Annotated in this window: 15 protein-coding genes and 1 pseudogene; 14 read left to right on the forward strand and 2 right to left on the reverse strand. The window is 68.1% G+C overall.

Features of this window, described 5'->3' with window-relative positions; genetic code table 11:
- Positions 1-45: 45 nt before the first annotated feature.
- A complete protein-coding gene (locus tag KF708C_RS16180) occupies positions 46-1,128 on the reverse strand; it encodes an alkene reductase (RefSeq protein WP_059412587.1) in 1,083 nt (360 codons plus the stop codon).
- A gap of 163 nt (positions 1,129-1,291) precedes the next feature.
- Between KF708C_RS16180 and KF708C_RS16185 the strand changes: the two genes are divergently transcribed.
- A complete protein-coding gene (locus tag KF708C_RS16185) occupies positions 1,292-2,209 on the forward strand; it encodes a LysR family transcriptional regulator (protein WP_020203731.1) in 918 nt (305 codons plus the stop codon).
- 365 nt (positions 2,210-2,574) lie between these two features.
- Here KF708C_RS16185 and KF708C_RS16190 read toward each other — a convergent pair whose 3' ends face one another.
- Entirely contained in the window at positions 2,575-3,087 is a 513-nt protein-coding gene (locus tag KF708C_RS16190; protein ID WP_059412588.1) for an acyl-CoA thioesterase, read from the reverse strand.
- A gap of 300 nt (positions 3,088-3,387) precedes the next feature.
- On the opposite strand from KF708C_RS16190, the gene KF708C_RS16195 reads away from it, so the two are divergent.
- The 13 genes and pseudogenes from KF708C_RS16195 (at position 3,388) to KF708C_RS16255 (ending at position 17,383) form a co-directional block, all read left to right on the forward strand.
- Positions 3,388-4,620 (forward strand): ABC transporter substrate-binding protein, encoded by a 1,233-nt coding sequence (locus tag KF708C_RS16195; protein ID WP_197090367.1) that lies wholly within the window; start codon positions 3,388-3,390, stop codon positions 4,618-4,620.
- 46 nt (positions 4,621-4,666) lie between these two features.
- Positions 4,667-5,629: pseudogene (locus tag KF708C_RS16200) on the forward strand (NAD(P)-dependent oxidoreductase); the annotation flags it as partial.
- A complete protein-coding gene (locus tag KF708C_RS16205; protein ID WP_082079592.1) occupies positions 5,626-6,459 on the forward strand; it encodes an ABC transporter ATP-binding protein in 834 nt (277 codons plus the stop codon). The pseudogene KF708C_RS16200 and the gene KF708C_RS16205, both read left to right, overlap by 4 nt.
- The gene (locus tag KF708C_RS16210) at positions 6,446-7,156 is read left to right on the forward strand and encodes an ABC transporter ATP-binding protein (protein ID WP_020203736.1); all 711 of its coding nucleotides are present in this window, start codon (positions 6,446-6,448) and stop codon (positions 7,154-7,156) included. The genes KF708C_RS16205 and KF708C_RS16210 overlap by 14 nt, the downstream gene beginning before the upstream one ends.
- Before the next feature lie 33 nt (positions 7,157-7,189).
- On the forward strand, positions 7,190-8,071 hold the full coding sequence (locus KF708C_RS16215) for a branched-chain amino acid ABC transporter permease (protein WP_020203737.1): 882 nt from the start codon (positions 7,190-7,192) through the stop codon (positions 8,069-8,071).
- Positions 8,068-9,117, forward strand: coding sequence for a branched-chain amino acid ABC transporter permease (locus tag KF708C_RS16220; protein ID WP_020203738.1), 1,050 nt, complete (start codon positions 8,068-8,070; stop codon positions 9,115-9,117). Before KF708C_RS16215 ends, KF708C_RS16220 begins: the two co-directional genes overlap by 4 nt.
- Before the next feature lie 2 nt (positions 9,118-9,119).
- Positions 9,120-10,622 (forward strand): aldehyde dehydrogenase family protein, encoded by a 1,503-nt coding sequence (locus KF708C_RS16225; protein ID WP_231586506.1) that lies wholly within the window; start codon positions 9,120-9,122, stop codon positions 10,620-10,622.
- A gap of 210 nt (positions 10,623-10,832) precedes the next feature.
- Positions 10,833-11,486, forward strand: coding sequence for a GntR family transcriptional regulator (locus tag KF708C_RS16230; protein ID WP_020203740.1), 654 nt, complete (start codon positions 10,833-10,835; stop codon positions 11,484-11,486).
- A gap of 113 nt (positions 11,487-11,599) precedes the next feature.
- The gene (locus KF708C_RS16235; protein WP_029043762.1) at positions 11,600-12,796 is read left to right on the forward strand and encodes a CaiB/BaiF CoA transferase family protein; all 1,197 of its coding nucleotides are present in this window, start codon (positions 11,600-11,602) and stop codon (positions 12,794-12,796) included.
- A gap of 13 nt (positions 12,797-12,809) precedes the next feature.
- Entirely contained in the window at positions 12,810-13,592 is a 783-nt protein-coding gene (locus KF708C_RS16240) for an enoyl-CoA hydratase (protein ID WP_059412589.1), read from the forward strand.
- A 145-nt stretch (positions 13,593-13,737) separates the two neighbouring features.
- Complete coding sequence (locus KF708C_RS16245; protein ID WP_059412590.1) at positions 13,738-14,538, forward strand: shikimate dehydrogenase family protein; 801 nt, start codon at positions 13,738-13,740, stop codon at positions 14,536-14,538.
- Positions 14,535-16,169 carry a GMC family oxidoreductase gene (locus KF708C_RS16250; protein WP_059412591.1) on the forward strand — a complete coding sequence of 545 codons (1,635 nt, stop codon included), beginning with the start codon at positions 14,535-14,537 and terminating at the stop codon, positions 16,167-16,169. Before KF708C_RS16245 ends, KF708C_RS16250 begins: the two co-directional genes overlap by 4 nt.
- On the forward strand, positions 16,166-17,383 hold the full coding sequence (locus tag KF708C_RS16255; protein WP_059412592.1) for an iron-containing alcohol dehydrogenase: 1,218 nt from the start codon (positions 16,166-16,168) through the stop codon (positions 17,381-17,383). The genes KF708C_RS16250 and KF708C_RS16255 overlap by 4 nt, the downstream gene beginning before the upstream one ends.
- Positions 17,384-17,418: the final 35 nt, after the last annotated feature.

A 17,418-nucleotide genomic window follows, 5' to 3' on the forward strand; every position in this document is an offset into this window, starting at 1 on the left:
GCCGGCCGAGGCAATCAGCCCCCACCGGCCAGTCTCGTGACAGCCCTAGGCTCGGACCAGTTCGGTGTACCCCTCGGCGCCGCCGCCAAAGAAGGTAGCCGCCGCTGCCTCATGCAGAGGCACGTCCGACCGCAGCCGCTCAACGAGGTCGGGATTTCCGATGAAGGGCTTGCCGAAGGCGATCATGTCCGCGTGACCGGAAGCGGTGGCGTTCAGGGCGCGGTGCCGGTCGTATCCATTGTTGGCAATGTAGGCGCCGCCGAAGGCTGCGCGCAGGGCTTGCACGTCGAACGTTGCGGCGCCGTTGCCGCCGTGCAACTGCCCCTCGACGGCATGGAGGTATGCCAGTCCCATCTCGCCGAGCCGGCGAGCCAGGTAGCCGTGCGTTTCCATCGGCGTGCTGTCCAGCGGCGTGTCCCCTACCGCGGTCGAGAAGGGGGATAGGCGAAGCCCGACGCGATCGGCGCCCCAGACCCCGGCGACAGCTTCCACCACTTCCAGCGACAGGCGTGCGCGGTTTTCAATGGAGCCGCCGTAGCGGTCTTCGCGGTGGTTTGTGCTGTCGCGCAGGAATTGCTCCAGCAGGTAGCCGTTGGCTGCGTGTACTTCCACGCCATCGAACCCGGCGGCCTTCGCGCGGCGCGCGGCGCTTCGGTAGTCTTCCACGATGCCGGCGATCTCCTCGGTGGCAAGTGCCCGCGGCATCGACGGCGGCAGGTGTCCGGCTTCGGTAAAGACGTTGCCGCCAGCCTGGATGGCGGACGGCGCTACCGGCGCGGCGCCGTCTTCCTGCAGGCTGACATGCGACATGCGGCCCACATGCCACAACTGCATCACGATGCGGCCGCCCGCCGCATGGACCGCGTTGGTCACGGGTGCCCAGGCATCCACATGCGCGTCGGTGTAGATGCCGGGCGTGTAAGCATAGCTACGACCCTGGCGCGAGATGTTGGTTGCCTCGGTGATGATCAGGCCCGCCGACGCTCGCTGTCCGTAGTAGTCGACGGCCAGCGGCGTCTGGACACCGTCCATGCCTGCGCGCGACCGGGTCAGCGGCGCCATGGCGATGCGGTTGCGGACGTCGATGGCGCCCAGGCGGAAGGGGGTAAAAAGCGATTCGGAAGACATGGCGACTCCAGTGGCTGTGTGCGGATGCAGTGTGGAAAGAGTGCTGCCGCCTGTCCGTCAGGCAGGGGAGGCAACCTCTCTGTGCAATGGAGTATGTGCACTGCCTGTTCATTCATCCAATTTATTTATTGGATTCCAGATATTTTTCTGACAATATATCTGGATGCGCTACGACCTGAATCTCTTGCCCGTATTCCTGACGCTCATGGAGGAGCGAAGCGTCACGCGTGCGGCCGAGCGGCTGGGGATGACGCAACCGGCGCTGTCCAATGCCCTGGCGAGACTGCGGGATTTGTTGCAGGACCCCCTGTTCATTCGCGAACGGTACGGCATGCAGCCAACGGAGAAAGCCGAAGCGCTGGCGCCCGGCATCGCCGCCGCGATCGGCCAGCTCGACGAGCTGGTACTGGGCCAGCAGGGCTTCGACCCGAAGCAGGCGGAGCGTCTGTTCATACTGGCGCCGAGCAGCTACGTCGAGTTCGTGCTGTTGCCTGGAATCGTCACGCGGTTGAGCGAGCGGGCACCGGGAATTCGGCTGCGGCTGGTGCCGTTTGGCACGGACCTGGCCGAGACCGGCGTGGGTTCCGGCGCTACCGCGATGGTGCTGGGCCGCATTGTCGACCCGCCTGACAACCTCGTGGTGCAGCCCCTGATGGAAGACGGCATTGCCTGCGTGGTGCGCGCCGACCATCCGCATGTACACAAGCGAATGTCCAGGCAACAGTACGAGCAGCTCAAGCACGTCAATGTGCTGCCACCCGGCCGCCTGCGCGCGGGTCTGTTCCAGACGCTTCAGCGCCAGGGCCTTCGCCGTGAGGTAGCGATATCCGTCACGCACTTCATGGCGGTTCCGGAACTTGTTGCCGCGACAGACTATTGCGCGACGCTACCTGCGCTGATCTGTCGCCATCTCGCAAGCGATGCCCGGCTGAAGATACTGGCCGCGCCAGTGGACCTGGGGACATTCCCGGTGGATATGGCGTGGCATGTCCGCTACCGCCATGATGCTGCGCACCAGTGGTTGCGTGAACTGGTCACCGAAGTCGCTCGTGAAATCATGCTTCGCAAAGCGGCAAAGTGAGGCGCGGGGTCATCGCCGGTTGTCCGTAGCTTTCCGCGAAGCGGCGGGTGACGTGAAGCTTCTCGAGCAGCCGGGCAATCTTGGTCATGATGGTCTCCAGAGCGTATCGGGAAGGCGGCGGACCGGCGACCGGGCCTTGATCGCATCGGCGCGCGCTGCCTCCACAACGGCAGTGTGGTTCATGACAATGAGCGGAAAATGAGCGGGGATGCCCGGCGGCCGGCGGGTCGCTCGCGGCCCCGGGGATCTTGCCGGCGCGGCGCGACGCGGCTCCCGATGTGCTTTTTTCCACATCGGCGCGTCAAGCCGCATCCTGCCGGGAATGTGCGGACGCGCTCTCGCCCGGCGGATGCGCATCCGCGACCTCAGCGCCGCGTCGTGCCGTCGAGTTTTTCCATGTAGGCAATCAGTGCGGGCGGCACCGGCAGACGTTCCCGGGTGGTGTTGCGATACCAGACCACGATGGTATGCGCGGTCGCGGCCAGGCCACCGTGCCACACCGCGTAGTCCATCCGCAGGCTCGTTCGGCCGACCCACGCGGTGCGGCAGGTCACGAGCACTTCGTCGCCAAGCGAGATGGGCTGCTCGTAGGTGCAGGTCGTCTCGCGGATGACTGGCCCGGGCGTGTCCGGCCCGGTCAGGGGATAGCCGGCGGCTTCCAGGTAGCGGTTGCGGGTTTCCTCGAACCAGACGAAGTGCGTGCGGTTGCTGACGTGCTGGTAGGCATCGGTTTCGCTCCATCGCGCGCGGAAGGTGATCCCGAACGACCATGCGCCCTCGACGCCGAAGCGCGCGCGCAGCGCATCGCTCACGGCGTTGGACACCAGCGCGGGCGCCTGCGTTGCCGGTGCCGCGTCGGCCCCATTTTCATTTGCCATCGATCCTGCCTCCTGGTTGTGCTGCCGATGTCGGTTCCAGCGCCCCGGCCGTCCGCCGGCGCCGGAATTTTGCGGCGGTGCAGCTACGGGAATATCCCTAAGGCGCTTTTCTGAATTCAGATAGATTCTATAAATATACGGAGGTGACGTGTAAAAAGACTTGGCGATGACCAACCACACACGTCGCAGCGCCGGCCGATTGAGGGCGGAACTCTCAACACAACAACTAGGAGACAGCGAATGATCTATGGTCGGAGCCCTTGTCGAAGCCCTTCGGGCCGTCGCCTCATGTTCTGCGCGGTGGCGTCCGCGCTCATTGCCTGGTCGGCCGCGGCGCGCGCGGCCGACGCGGGCATCTCCGACTCCGAGATCGTGTTCGGGGTCTCCGTGGCGCAGTCCGGCCCCAATGCCGCCTACGGCGCCATCGGCGTGGGGGTCAAGGGCTGCTTCGATTACCTCAACGCCGAGCAGGGCGGCGTCAAGGTCGGCGACGGCAAGACGCGCAAGATCAAGATCGAGACGCTCGACGACGCCATGGAGCCGGCCCGCGCGCTGCAGAACGCGCGCCGCTTCGTGGAGCAGTCGAAGGTCTTCGCCGTGATCGGCAACAACGGCACCGGCGCCAACCTCGGAACGCGCTCGTACTACAACGCCGAGAAGATACCGCAGGCCTTCATCGGCTCGGGCGGCCCGATGTTCGGCGCGAGGGCGGAGGTCGAGAAGTTCCCCTGGACCATGCTCGGCTATCTCTCGTACAACACCGAGGCGGCCATGTACGCGGAGTTCATCAAGCAGAAGTGGCCGAACGCCAAGATCGCGCTGATCAACGACGACAGCGGCGGCCCCTTCTTCGCCGACACCTTCGTCAAGACCGCCAAGGCGCTCGGCCTGAACATCGTAGCCCACGAGGAGCACAGCTACAGCGAGCCGACCATCAATGCGAAGATCAGCCGCCTGAAGGAGTCGGGGGCCGACGTCTTCGTCGAGGCGACCACGCCGAAGTTCGTCGTGCAGGCCATCAAGCAGACCGCCGCCATCAACTGGAAGCCGGTGCACATCGTCTGGAACGTGGGCGCCAGCATCGGCGGCACGCTGGTGCCCGCCGGCGCCGACATCTCCAAGGGCATCTACAGCGGCCTCTACATCAAGGACGCGACCAACCCGGCGTTCGCGAACGACGAGGACATGAAGACCTACCTCACCAAGCTCAAGCAGTACGCGCCGGGCGCGAACGTGGCGGACCAGAACGCGACGATGGGCTGGTACGACTGCATGGCCACGAAGGCCGTGCTGGAGCGGATGAAGACGCCGACGCGCGACGCCTTCATGGCGTCCATCCGCAGCCTGGACAACGTCAAGGTGCCGATCCTGCTCGAAGGCATCAGGCTGAACACCAAGGGGACGGCCGACGGCTACCCGATCGAGTCCGTGCAGATCGCCCAGTTCGACGGCGTGAAGTTCGTGCCGGTCGGCGGCGTTCTCAACTACGAGGGCCGCACGCCCGCGTGGGAACCGCGCGCCAAGTCGAACTGATCCCAACCCCAAGACAGCACAGCACAGCACAGCACAGCGCAGCACAGAGGAGCGATTTGAAATGACACAAGTGAAAGAACACGCGTTCGCCACGGTCGGCTTCATCGGTCTCGGCACGATGGGCCACCGCATGGTCCGGCATCTCAAGGGCTCGGCCACGCTGCTGGTCAGCGACGCCAACGCGGCCGCGGCCGCGGCGGCGGCCGAAGCGGTCGGCGGCAGGGTGGCGACGGTGGCGGACATGGCCGCGGCGGACGCGGTGATCCTGATGCTGCCTACCAGCCAGGTGGTCGACGCCGTCCTGCGCGGCGAGGGCGGCAAGGGCCTGTTCGACGCGCTCAAGCCGGGCGCCCTGATCATCGACATGAGCTCGTCGGCGCCGACCAACTCGGTCGCGAACGCCGAAGAGGCGAAGCGCCGCGGCCTGCGCTTCATCGACGCGCCGGTCTCGGGCGGCGCCATCGGCGCGGAGAAGGGCACGCTCGCGATCATGGTGGGCGGCGACGCCGCCGACTACGAAGCGGCCCGCCCGCTGCTGCTGAAGATGGGGCCGAACGTGTTCCACGTCGGCAGGGTCGGCGCCGGCCACGCGGTCAAGGCGCTGAACAACCTGATGTCGGCCACCGCGCTCGCGGTCAACAGCGAGGCCTTCGCGGTCGGCGAGAAGTTCGGGCTGGACCCGGCGACCATGCTCAAGGTCGTCAACGCCTCGAGCGGCCAGAACTGGGTCTCCATGACGCACTGGCAGCCCCAGATCGTCGACCGCAAGTTCGCCTGCGGCTTCACCATGCAGCTGCTCGAGAAGGACGTGCGCGTGGCGATGTCGCTCTACGACGCGATGGGCGCGAAGGGCACGGTCTCGCGCAGCGTGGCGGCCTCGTGCGCGCAGTCGCTGCGCGCGGCCGCGCCGGGTGCCGACATGTCGGTCATGGCGCAGCAGGCGCAGCAGGAGCTCGGGCTGGGCAGCGCGCCCCGGCAGCCGAAGCCGGGCGAGGCCGTCCGGGCATGAGCGCCGTGTTGATGGCGCTGCCGCCGGAGACCGTCGAGGCGTTGCCGGCGACGGCTTCGCCGAAGCTCGCGATCGACAAGCTGTCGCTGCGGTTCGGCGGCATCGTCGCGATCAACGAGCTGACGTTCGAGGTTCGCCGGAACGTGATCTGCGGCCTGATCGGTCCGAACGGCGCGGGCAAGACCAGCCTGTTCAACTGCGTCAGCCGCCTCTACAACCCGTCGTCGGGGCGCATCCTGTTCGACGGCGAGGACATCACGGGGCTGAAGTCCAAGGACATGGCCAGGCGGGGCATCGCCCGCACGTTCCAGAACCTCGCGCTGATCAACAGCCTGACGGTGCTTGAAAACGTCATGCTGGGCGGCTACCACCACGGCCGCACCCGCCTGTTCATGGCGCCGTGCGTGCCGGTGTCGCGGCGCGCCGAGGAGATCGCGCTGCGGCGCGACGCCATGCTGCTGCTGGAACGGCTGGGGCTGGATCATCTTCACGACGAGCGCGTCGACAGCCTGCCTTATCCGACGCTCAAGCGCATCGAACTGGCGCGCGCGCTGGCCGCCAACCCGTCGTTCCTGATGCTCGACGAGCCCGCGGGCGGGCTCTCGCATTCCGAGGTGGACGAGCTCGCGCAGACCCTGCTGCGCGTGCGGCAGGACTTCGACGTGACCATCCTGCTGGTCGAGCACCACATGGGCATGGTGATGAACATCTCCGACGACATCGTGGTGCTCGATTTCGGCAACAAGATCGCCGAGGGCAAGCCGCAGGCCGTGAAGTCCGACCCGCGCGTGATCGAAGCCTACCTGGGGAAGAAGCGTGGACGTTCTTGAGATCAAGGGCCTGGCCGCGGGCTACGGCAGGACGGCGGTGCTGCACGGGGTCGACCTGGCGGTGCCCGAGGGCAGCATCGTGGTGCTGCTCGGCGCCAACGGCGCCGGCAAGACCACCACGCTCAAGTCGATCAGCGGCATGATCAAGCGCGAAGGCCAGGTGCTGCTCGACGGCAAGCCGCTCAAGGGCATGGGGCCGGACCGCATCGCGCGCATGGGCGTCGCGCACGCGATGGAAGGGCGCGGGACGTTCGCCGACCTGACCGTGGAGGACAACCTGCAGGTCGGCGCCTACCGCCGCAAGGACAAGGGCGGCATCGACGCCGACATCGAGCAGATGTATACGCTCTTCCCGCGCCTGCGCGAGCGCCACAAGCAGAAGGCGGGCAGCCTGTCCGGCGGCGAACAGCAGATGCTGGCGGTGAGCCGGGCGCTGATGCTCAAGCCGCGCGTGATGCTGCTCGACGAGCCGTCGCTGGGCCTCGCGCCGGTCATCATCGACCACCTGTTCGCCGCGCTGCAGACGGTCAACCGGACGCTCGGCACCTCGATGCTGATCGTCGAGCAGAACGCCAATCTCGCGCTCGAGATCGCGCATCGCGCCTACGTCCTCGAGATCGGCCGGGTGGTGCTGTCGGGCAGCGCGGCGGAGGTCGCCGCCAACGACAGCATCCGCGCCGCCTACCTGGGCCACTGAGACACTAACGAGACGCCAACGAGAGGGACACACATGCAGTATTTCCTCCAGCAGATCATCAACGGCATCGGCGACGGGGCGATCTACGCGTCGCTGGGCCTCGCGCTGGTGCTGATCTATCGCACCACCAACATCGCCAATTTCGCGCAGGGCGAGATGGCCACGGTGTCGGCCTACGTCGCCTGGCAGTGCGTGGCCTGGGGCCTGCCCCTGGGCTGGGCGATCGTGGTGGCGATCGTCGTCTCGCTGTTCGTGGGCATGGCTACCTACCTGATCTTCGTGCGGCCGGTGCAGAACAAGGACGAGCTCACCATCATCATCGTCACGCTGGGCCTCTTCCTCGCGTTCAACAGCCTCAGCGGCGCGACCTGGGGCTTCATGCAGATGCCGCTCGACTCGCCTTTCCCCGAGAAGTATTTCTCGATCGGCTCGTTCCGGGTCAGTGTCGAGCTGCTCGGCACGGTCGCCGTGCTGGTGGCGATCTCCGTGGGCATGTTCCTGCTGTTCCAGAAGACGCGGCTGGGCATGGCGCTGCGCGCCGCCGCCTCCAACGGCTCCTCGGCCAAGCTCGTCGGGATTCCCTTCACCGCGATGATGGCCATCGGCTGGGGCCTCGCGGCCGTGCTGGGCGCGGTCTCGGGATTGCTGGTCGCGCCGCGCGTCACGATCGACCCGAACATGATGGGCTCGATCATCATCTATGCGTTTGCGGCGGCCGTGGTCGGCGGCCTCACGAGCTATCGCGGCGCCGTGGTCGGCGGCGCCGTGGTCGGCATCTCCCAGTCGCTGTCCATGGCCTACCTGCCGTGGCTGGGCGCCGACCTGCAGATCCTCCTGCCGCTGCTGCTGATCGTGGCGGTTCTGATCGTCAAGCCCGAAGGTCTCTTCGGCAGTACCGTGATGGTGCGCGTATGAACAAGGTGAGCATTCTCCCCGCGCCGGCCGTGGCCGGCCCCCGGCCCGTGCGCAGGACGTCGACCCTCGGCTGGCTCGCGTTCGCGGCGCTGCTGTTCCTGGTGCCGCTGGTCTTCCCCGGCTACCGCACGTTCCAGTTCACCGGCGTGCTCACCTATGCGATCGCGGCGCTGGGCCTGAACCTGATCACCGGCTACGTGGGCCAGGTCTCGCTGGGCCACAATATGTTCTTCGCGCTGGGCGCGTACACGGCCATCCTCACGCATACGCTGCTGGGCGTGAACCCGCCGCTTTCCGTGTGCATCGCCGCGCTCGTCTGCTTCGGCGCCGGCTATCTCGCGGGATTCCCGGCCAAGCGCCTGCGCGGCCTGTACCTGGCGCTCATCACGCTGATCCTCGCGGTGTCGGTCGTGCCGCTGGTCAAGCATTTCAAGTCGTACACCGGCGGGGCCGCCGGCCTGACCTTCGACAAGCCGGACCCGCCCGCATGGTTCACGCTGGGCCAGGACGCGTGGCTCTACTACTTCGTGCTGCTGTTCGCCATCGTGGTCTTCTGGGCGGTGCGCAACTTCGTCGCCGGCAGCACCGGGCGGGCGCTCGCCGGCATCCGCGGGGGCGAGCTGGCGGCCTCGTCGATGGGCGTGGACGTGAACCACCTCAAGGTCGTCGTGTTCGGCACGGGATCGATGCTCGGCGGCGTCGGCGGCGCGCTCGCGGCCTACACGATCGGCTTCATCGGCCCCGATTCGTTCACCCTCATGCTGTCGATCGGTTTCCTGGCGTCGATCGTCGTGGGCGGCCTGGGCACCATCAGCGGCGCGGTGGTGGCGGGCCTGTTCCTGCAGTTCGTGCCGTCCTATGCGTCGGACATCAGCCAGGCGCTCGCCGGCGCGGTGTACGGCGGCATCCTGATCGTCTGCATGTTCCTGATGCCGCGCGGCATCACCGGCTCGCTGATCAAGCTGCTCGATGCGCGGCGCGAGGCCAGCAAGCATCCATCAACCCAGGGCGTCCCGTCCTCCAGCCGCCCCAATCCACAGGAGTGATCGTGTCCAACGAATTTCATGGTCTGCAAAGCCAGGCCGAACCCTCGGTCCGGCTCGGCCCCGTCATGCAACTGCTCAACGGCGAGTGGGTGGGCAGCGCCGACGGCCGCGCGCTGCCGGTCGAGTGCCCCGCCAACAAGCGCGTCATCGCCGAGATCCCGCGCGCCGGAGCGGAAGACGTCGAGCGCGCGGTGCAGGCCGCCGAGCGCGCGTTCACCGCATGGAAGAAGGTGACGCCGTCGCAGCGCGGCCGCGCGATGCAGAAGATCGCCGACGCGCTCGAAGCGCAGCTGGAGGACTTCGCGCGGATCATCGCGCACGAGACCGGCAACGCGCTGCGCACGCAGGCACGGCCCGAGGCGCAGCTGTGCGTCGACGCCTTCCGCTATTTCGGCGGCCTGGCCAGCGAGCTCAAGGGCGAGATGCTGCCGCTCGGCGACGACATCCTCAGCTACACGCGCCGCGAGCCGCTCGGGATCGTCGGCGCGATCGTGCCGTGGAACGCGCCCGCGGTGCTGTGCTCGATCAAGATCGCGCCGGCGCTGGTGGCCGGCAATACGATGGTGCTCAAGCTCGCGGAGGATGCGCCCTTCGCGGGCCTGTTCCTCGCGGAGATCTGCCAGCGCTTCCTCCCGCCGGGCGTGCTCAACGTCGTCACCGGGCTCGGCGCGGAGTGCGGCGCGGCGCTGGCGTCGCATCCGCGCATCCACAAGATGTCCTTCACCGGCTCCACCGGGGTCGGCAAGAGCATCATGGCCGCGGCGGCGGAGCGCATCGGCCCGGTCTCGCTGGAGCTGGGCGGCAAGAGCCCGACCATCGTGTGCGACGACGCGGACGAAGAGTGGGTCGTGCAGAACGTGGGCACGGCCATGCGCTTCACGCGCCAGAGCCAGTCGTGCACCGCCGGTTCGCGCCTGTTCCTCCACGAGTCCATCTACGATTCGTTCCTGGAGAAGCTGGTCAAGCTCATGAACAGCTACAAGATCGGCAACCCGCTGGACGAGGCGACCGACATGGGCAGCCTCATCAGCAGCAAGCAGTACGGGCGCGTGTGCAGCTACATCGAGGAAGGGCTGAAGAACCCGGACGTCAAGCTGCTGACCGGCGGCCTGCCGCCGACCTCCGGCCCGCTGGCCGAAGGGTACTTCACCGTGCCGACGCTGTTCGGCGGCAGCTCGAATGCGTGGCGCCTGGCCAAGGAGGAGATCTTCGGGCCGGTGCTCGTCGTGATTCCCTGGAAGGACGACGCGCAGGTGCTGAAGATGGCCAACGACAGCCATTACGGGCTGGCCGGCTACGTGTTCTCGAACAACACGGCGCGCGCGATCCGCATGGCCCATGAGATAGACTCGGGCTGGGTGCAGGTCAACCAGGGCAAGGGCCAGCTGTTCGGCCAGCCCTACGGCGGCTTCAAGCAGAGCGGCCAGGGCAAGGAGCAGTCGCTGTCTTCCCTGACCGAAGGCTTCTCGCGGCTCAAGACCGTGACGGTCAACCTGACGATCTGACCCGGCTGCTTCCCGACGACTTCGAGCGATTTTTTCCGACCCATCCACAGTGAGAGACACTTCCGAGCTTTTCCACCCCGCGCACCCATGCCCCGCGTTCCGAGCGCACGCGAGGGCCTGGCGTGCCGGCGACCGGCAGGCATGCCGCTTCGGTTCCCGCGCCCTTGAGCGCCCGCGCTTCGCGGGAACCCTCCGATACAGGCAAGTGCCATGACGACGAGCGACCAAATCTACAGAGCGGTCGAGTCGCAGATCAGCCAGCGCATGCTGTTGCCCGGCGATTCGATCGACGAGGAGAGCCTGATGACGCAGTTCGGCGTCTCCCGCACCCCCGTGCGCGAGGCGCTGGTGCGGCTCAAGTCCGAAGGTCTCGTCAGCAGCATTTCCCGCGGCGGCTCGATCGTCTCGAAGATGGACGTGCAGCAGCTGGTCTCCGTCTGGGAGCTGCTGTCCGACCTGGAAGGGCTCTGCGCGGGTTATGCGTGCGAGCGCATGACGCGGCCGGAGCGGCAAGCCCTGATGGACGCCCATCTCGCCGGCGAAGCCGCCGCCGAGGCCGACGACCAGGTCGGATGGCAGCAGGCCAACATGGCGTTCCACGAGGTGCTCTATGCCGGCTCGCGCAATACGTTCCTGCGCCAGGAGATCCTGCGCATGCGCACCCGCACGGTCGCCTACCGCTCCCATTCGTTCGGTGCGGTGGGTGACGCCATGCACGCGCACCTCGAGCATGGCCAGATCGCGAAAGCGATCCAGGAGCGCGATGGCGAGACGGCGGTGCGCCTCATGAGGGCGCATCTGCGTCCCGAGGGCGCGACGCTGATCAACCTGCTGCAATCGCTACCGAAGGACATGCTGCGCTGAGACCCTTCTTCACCACCTCTTGAGTTTCGCGAGCCTTGAACGGCCTGCCAGGCTCGCTTGTGCCCATTTGCATGAATGGGCTTTGCGCGAACATAAATACATCTGGAGTACGAATGTCCCGCATCTGCGCATCCTCGGCCCTTCAGGGCATCAAGGTACTTGACCTCTCCCGGGTTCGCGCCGGTCCCACGTGCGTGCGGATGCTGGCCGATTTCGGTGCCGACGTGGTTCGCATCGAGCCGCCGGCCGGCGTCGATCCGAACGAAGACATATTCGCCGTCAACCGCCTCGGCGGGGACTTCCAGAACCTCAACCGCAACAAGCGGTCGATGACGCTGAACCTCAAGAAGCCCGAGGGCCTCGCCATCCTCAAGCGCATGGTCAGGACCGCCGACGTTGTCGTGGAGAACTGGCGGCCGGACGTGAAGACGCGCCTCGGCGTCGACTACGCATCCCTGCGCGCCATCAACCCGCGCATCATCCTGGCGAGCATCTCGGGATTCGGGCAGGACGGGCCGTACGCGGCGCGGCCGGGCTTCGACCAGATCGTGCAGGGCATGGGCGGGCTCATGTCGGTGACGGGCTATCCCGAGACCGGGCCGCTGCGCGCCGGCATCGCCGTCGCCGATTCGAGCACGGGCCTCTACACCGCCATCGGCATCCTCATCGCGCTGCGCGAGCGCGATCAGTCCGGCGAGGGGCAATGGGTGCAGGCGTCGCTGCTGCACTCGCAGATCGCGATGATGGACTTCCAGGTTGCGCGCTTCCTGAACGAGGGCGACATCCCGCGGCCCGCGGGCAACGACCATCCGACGAGCGCGCCGATGGGCGTGTTCAACGCGGCCGACGGGCTGCTCAACCTGGGCGCCGCCGGGCAGGGGACGTGGATGCGGCTGTGCAAGGTCATCGGGCATCCCGAATGGATCGCCGACGCCGAATTCGCCACCGAGCCCCTGCGCGTGAAGCACCGCGCGCGCCTGAACAGCCGGCTCAACGAAGTCTTCGGCGCGCACGGCGTGCAGCACTGGGTCGCGCTGCTGAACGACGCGGGCGTGCCGGCCGGCCCGGTCTACGACGTGCCGGAGATGCTCGAGGACGAGCAGGTGCAGCATCTCGCCGTGGTGGTCGATACGCGCACCGGCAAGGGCGAGCCGATCAAGGTGATCAGCCAGCCGGTGACGCTGTCGCGCACGCCGGCTACCATCGTGGCCGCGGCACCCGCCTGGGGCGAGCATACCGCCGAGATTCTCGCGGAATGCGATTTCGACGCTGCGGAGATCGCCGGTCTCCGCGAACAACTGGTTATCTGAGGAAGAACGAGCCATGCCTGAACTGATCGTGAAGCGCGAGGCGGCCATCGGCCGCATCGTGTTCTCCAATCCGAGCAAGTACAACGCGATGTCGCGGGACATGTGGCTTGCCCTGCCGGAAGCGCTAGACGCGCTCGACGCCGACCCCGAGATCCGGCTGATCGTGCTGGAGGGCGACGGCGACAGCGCGTTCGTCTCCGGCGCCGACATCTCGCAGTTCGGCGCGTCGCAGGCGGACCCCGCGGTGCAGGCGGCCTACAACGCGGCCGTGGAGCAGGCCTACCTCGCGCCGGTGAAATGCAGCAAGCCGGTCGTCGCCAGGATCCGCGGCATCTGCATGGGCGGCGGCCTCGGCCTTGCCGCCGCGTGCGACCTGCGCTTCTGCCGCGACGACGCGCGCTTTCGCATGCCGGCCGGACGCATGGGCCTGGGCTACAGCGTGGTGGGCGTGCGCCGGTTCATGACCGTGGTCGGCGTGGCCAATACCTTCGACATGTTCTTCTCCGCGCGCGTCTTCGGCGCGCAGGAGGCGCTGCGCATGGGCTTCGTGAGCCAGGTGGCGCCGCGCGAGACGTTCGATGCGATGTTCGACGAATGGTGCGCCGCCGTGGTCGAGAACGCGCCGCTCACGCTGCGGGCGCTCAAGCGGACGGTCAACGAGCTCATCCACGATCCCGGCGATCGCGACGTCGCCGCGGCCGAGACCGCCATCGCGGCCTGCTTCGCGAGCGCCGACTACCGGGAGGGCGCGGCCGCCTTCATGGAGAAGCGCAAGCCGCGGTTCCTGGGCGCCTGAGGGCGCTGGCCGCGCGGGCGCGCTCCGACATGCCGGGCGCGTGAGACGGGACCTGTCTTGCGCGAGGCGCGGCGGACGGCCGATGCCCCGGGCGTCGCCGCGCGCATTCCCAATCTCCCAATCTGCCATTCCACCCCGAGACAAGATGAACGAGATCACCGGCACCACGCGTCTGATGGCCACCATCGGCGATCCCATCCAGCAGGTCCTCGCGCCGCAGGAGATCAACCGCCTGATGGCCGCGCGCGGCATCGACGCGGCCCTGGTGCCCATGCAGGTGCCCGTCGCGGGCCTGGCAAAGGTGGCCGACGGCCTGCGGCAGATGTCGAACCTCGAAGGGTTCATCGTCACGGTGCCGCACAAGAACGCGTTCGTCGCCTTGTGCGACGAACTCACGCCGGAGGCCGCCCGCGTGGGCGCGGTCAACATCGTCAGGCGCCTGCCCGACGGGCGGCTGCGGGGCGGAATCCTGGACGGCCTGGGCTTCGTCGGCGGACTGCGCGGCAACGACCTCGATCCCGCCGGGATGCGCGTCTACGTGGCGGGCGCCGGCGGCGCGTCGACGGCCATCACGTACGCGCTCGGCGACGCCGGCGCCGCCGCGATCACGATCGCCAACCGCGACGCGGCCAAGGCGCAGGCGCTGGCCGCGCGCCTGCGCGTGGCGTTTCCGGCCATCGCCATCGCGGTCAGCACGCGCGACCCGTCGGGACATGACCTGGTGATCAACTGCACGTCGCTCGGCATGCGGCCCGACGACGCGCTGCCGCTCGACGCCGAACGGCTGACCGCGGACCAGGTGGTGGCCGAAGTCATCATGAAGCCGGCCGAGACGGCGCTGCTCGCGGCCGCCCGCAAGCGGGGCTGCCGCATCCACTATGGCAAGCCCATGCTCGTGAGCCAGATCGAGATGATGGCGGACTTCATGCTGCAGGCGGCCCCATGAGCGAAGGCGCGCTTGCCCGCGAGGAGGGCTGGGACTACGTCATCGTCGGCGGCGGCACGGCAGGCTGCATCCTGGCGAACCGCCTGAGCGCCTCCGGCCGCCATCGCGTGCTCATGCTCGAGGCCGGCGGCGAGCCCGCGAGCCGCTGGATCGGCATTCCAGCGGGCTTCAGCAAGCTCCTCGTCGACCAGCAGTACAACTGGCGCTTCCAGACCGAGGCGGAGCCGGGCACCCGCAACCGGGTGATCTCGGTGCCGCGCGGCAAGGGCCTGGGCGGTTCCTCGCTGATCAACGGCATGATCTACGTGCGCGGCCAGAGCGCCGACTACGATGCGTGGGCGGCCGGCGGCGCGCACGGCTGGGGCTGGCGCGACGTGGAGCCCTATTTCCGCAAGATCGAGAACTATCCGCGGGGCGGACCGGCGCGCGGGCACGACGGTCCGATGAAGCTCGCGCAGGTGCGCGAGCGCTACCCGATCGCGCAGGCGTTCATCGATGCCGCCCGCGAGGACGGCTGGGCCTACAACGAAGACTACAACGGCGAGACCCAGGAAGGCGTCGGCTACTACCAGGTCGTGCAATCGGCGGGCCGGCGCTGGAGCGCCTACGAAGGGTATCTGCGGCCGGCGCTCGACCGGCCCAACCTGCGGGTGGTGACGGACGCCCTCGTCACCAGGATCGAAATCGAGGGCGCGCGCTGCACCGGCGTGACGTGGCGGCGCGGCGGCGTGGAGACCACCACGCGCGCCACGCGCGAGGTCATCCTCTGCGCCGGCGCGATCCAGTCGCCGCAGCTCCTGGAGCTGTCCGGCGTCGGCCAGCCCGCGCTGCTGCAACGGCTGGGAATTCCGGTCAGGCACGCGTTGCCGGGCGTCGGCGAGAACTACGTCGATCACTTCGCCACGCGCATGAACTGGCGCGTGCGCAACACGGTCACGCTGAACGAGATGTCGCGCGGATGGCGCCTCGGGCTGGCCGTGGCGGAATACTTCACGCGCAGGACCGGCATCCTGACGCTCGGAACGGGCCTGGTGAACGGCTTCGTGAAATCGCGTCCGGACGTGGCCACGCCCGACGCCCAGTATTTCTTCGTGCACGCGAGCTACGCCGATGCGTCCAAGCGCATCCTCGACCGCGCGCCCGGCATGACCATCGGCGTGACGCAGCTTCGGCCCGAATCGGTCGGCAGCATTCACGTGAAGTCGCTCGATCCGCTCGCGTCGCCGTCGATCCGCCCCAACTTCCTCGACGCGCAGGTCGACCGCGACTGCATGGTCGGCGCCATGAAGGTCGCGCGCCGGATCGTGTCGCGAAGCGCCATGCGGCCGTATGTCGTGCAGGAACTCAGCCCGGGAGACGCGTGCGCCAGCGACGAGGCCTGGCTCGACTTCGCGCGCGACAACGGCCAGACCATCTACCACCCGCTCGGCACTTGCCGCATGGGGAGCGACGCCGCCGCCGTGGTCGATTTGCGCCTGTCGGTGCGAGGGCTGGCGGGCCTGCGCGTCGTCGACGCGTCCGTCATGCCGAAGATGGTCTCCGGGAATATCCAGGGCGCCGTGATGATGGTGGCGGAGAAGGGCGCGGATCTCATCCTGGCCGACGCCGGCCAGCGGCGGGAAATCAGATGACCGCGCACATGACCCCGCAACCGCCGCCGGTGACGGCGCAAGAGCAGGACGACGATCTCGGGCGCGTCCCCTTCGTCTATCAGAATGCCCTGCCCGGGCGCGTGGTCTTCGCGATGCCGGCGGGGCGCGCGGTGCTGGCCGAGGCGGAGCGCTGCGGCGCCGGGCGGGTCCTGGTCGCATCGGGCCGGTCCCTCGCGCGCATGGCCGGCGGGCCGCTGCAGCAGGTCGAGCGCGAGCTCGGGAAACGGCACGTCGGCACCATCGCGACCATGCGCGGGCACACCCCGCGCGAGGATGTGCTGGAGATCGCGGAAGCGATGCGGCGCGCACGCGCCGACCTGCTCGTCGCGGTGGGCGGCGGCTCCGTCATCGACGGCTGCAAGGCCGCCCTGATGTGCCAATGGATGGACGTGCGCGATGTCGCCGCCGTGGATGCCCTGCTCGATGCAACCGCCATCTCGCCGCCCGCCAGTCCCGTGCGCATGGTCTCGGTGTCGACCACGCTGTCGGGCGCCGAATTCACCGCCGTGGCCGGCGTGACCGAACTGGCCACCAAGGCCAAGCAGATCTTCAGGCATGAACTCCTGGTGGCGCGAACGGCGATCCTGGACCCCGCCGCCACGCGCATGACGCCCATCGATCTTCTTCTGTCGACAGGCATGCGCTCGGTCGATCACGCCGTGGAGGCATTCTGTTCCCCGAGCGCGAATCCCGTGACGGACCTCCATGCCTTGCAGGGATGGCGCCTGCTCCACGACGGGCTGCGCGCGATCAGGAGCCATCCCGACCGCGGCGGCCCGCGGGCGCGGTCGCAGCTCGGCATGTGGCAGGCGATCTCGGCCTTGTCCACCGGCGCCGGATCGGGCGCCAGCCACGGCATCGGCTACGCGATCGGCGCCACGTTCGACGTGGCGCATGGCCACACCTCATGCGCGATGCTGCCCGCGGTGCTGCGCTGGAACGCCAGCGTCAACGCGGCACGCCAGCAACAACTGTCCGCCGCCGTGGGACGCCCGGACGTCCCGGCGGCCATGCTGATCGCGGAGCTGGTCGCATCCCTCGGGTTGCCCGGCAGGCTGCGGGACCTGGGCATCGGCCGCGGCGACTTTCGGGAGATCGCGCGCCGGTCGCTCGGTTACGCGCCGGTGCTGGCCAATCCGCGTCCGATCGCGCGGGAGGCGGACGTGCTGGAGATTCTTGAGCTGGCGCTGTAGCCGGGCGCGGAGAAGACGACAAAAAACGACGTCTT

Source organism: Cupriavidus basilensis, assembly GCF_000876015.1.
Classification (GTDB): Bacteria; Pseudomonadota; Gammaproteobacteria; order Burkholderiales; family Burkholderiaceae; genus Cupriavidus; species Cupriavidus basilensis_B.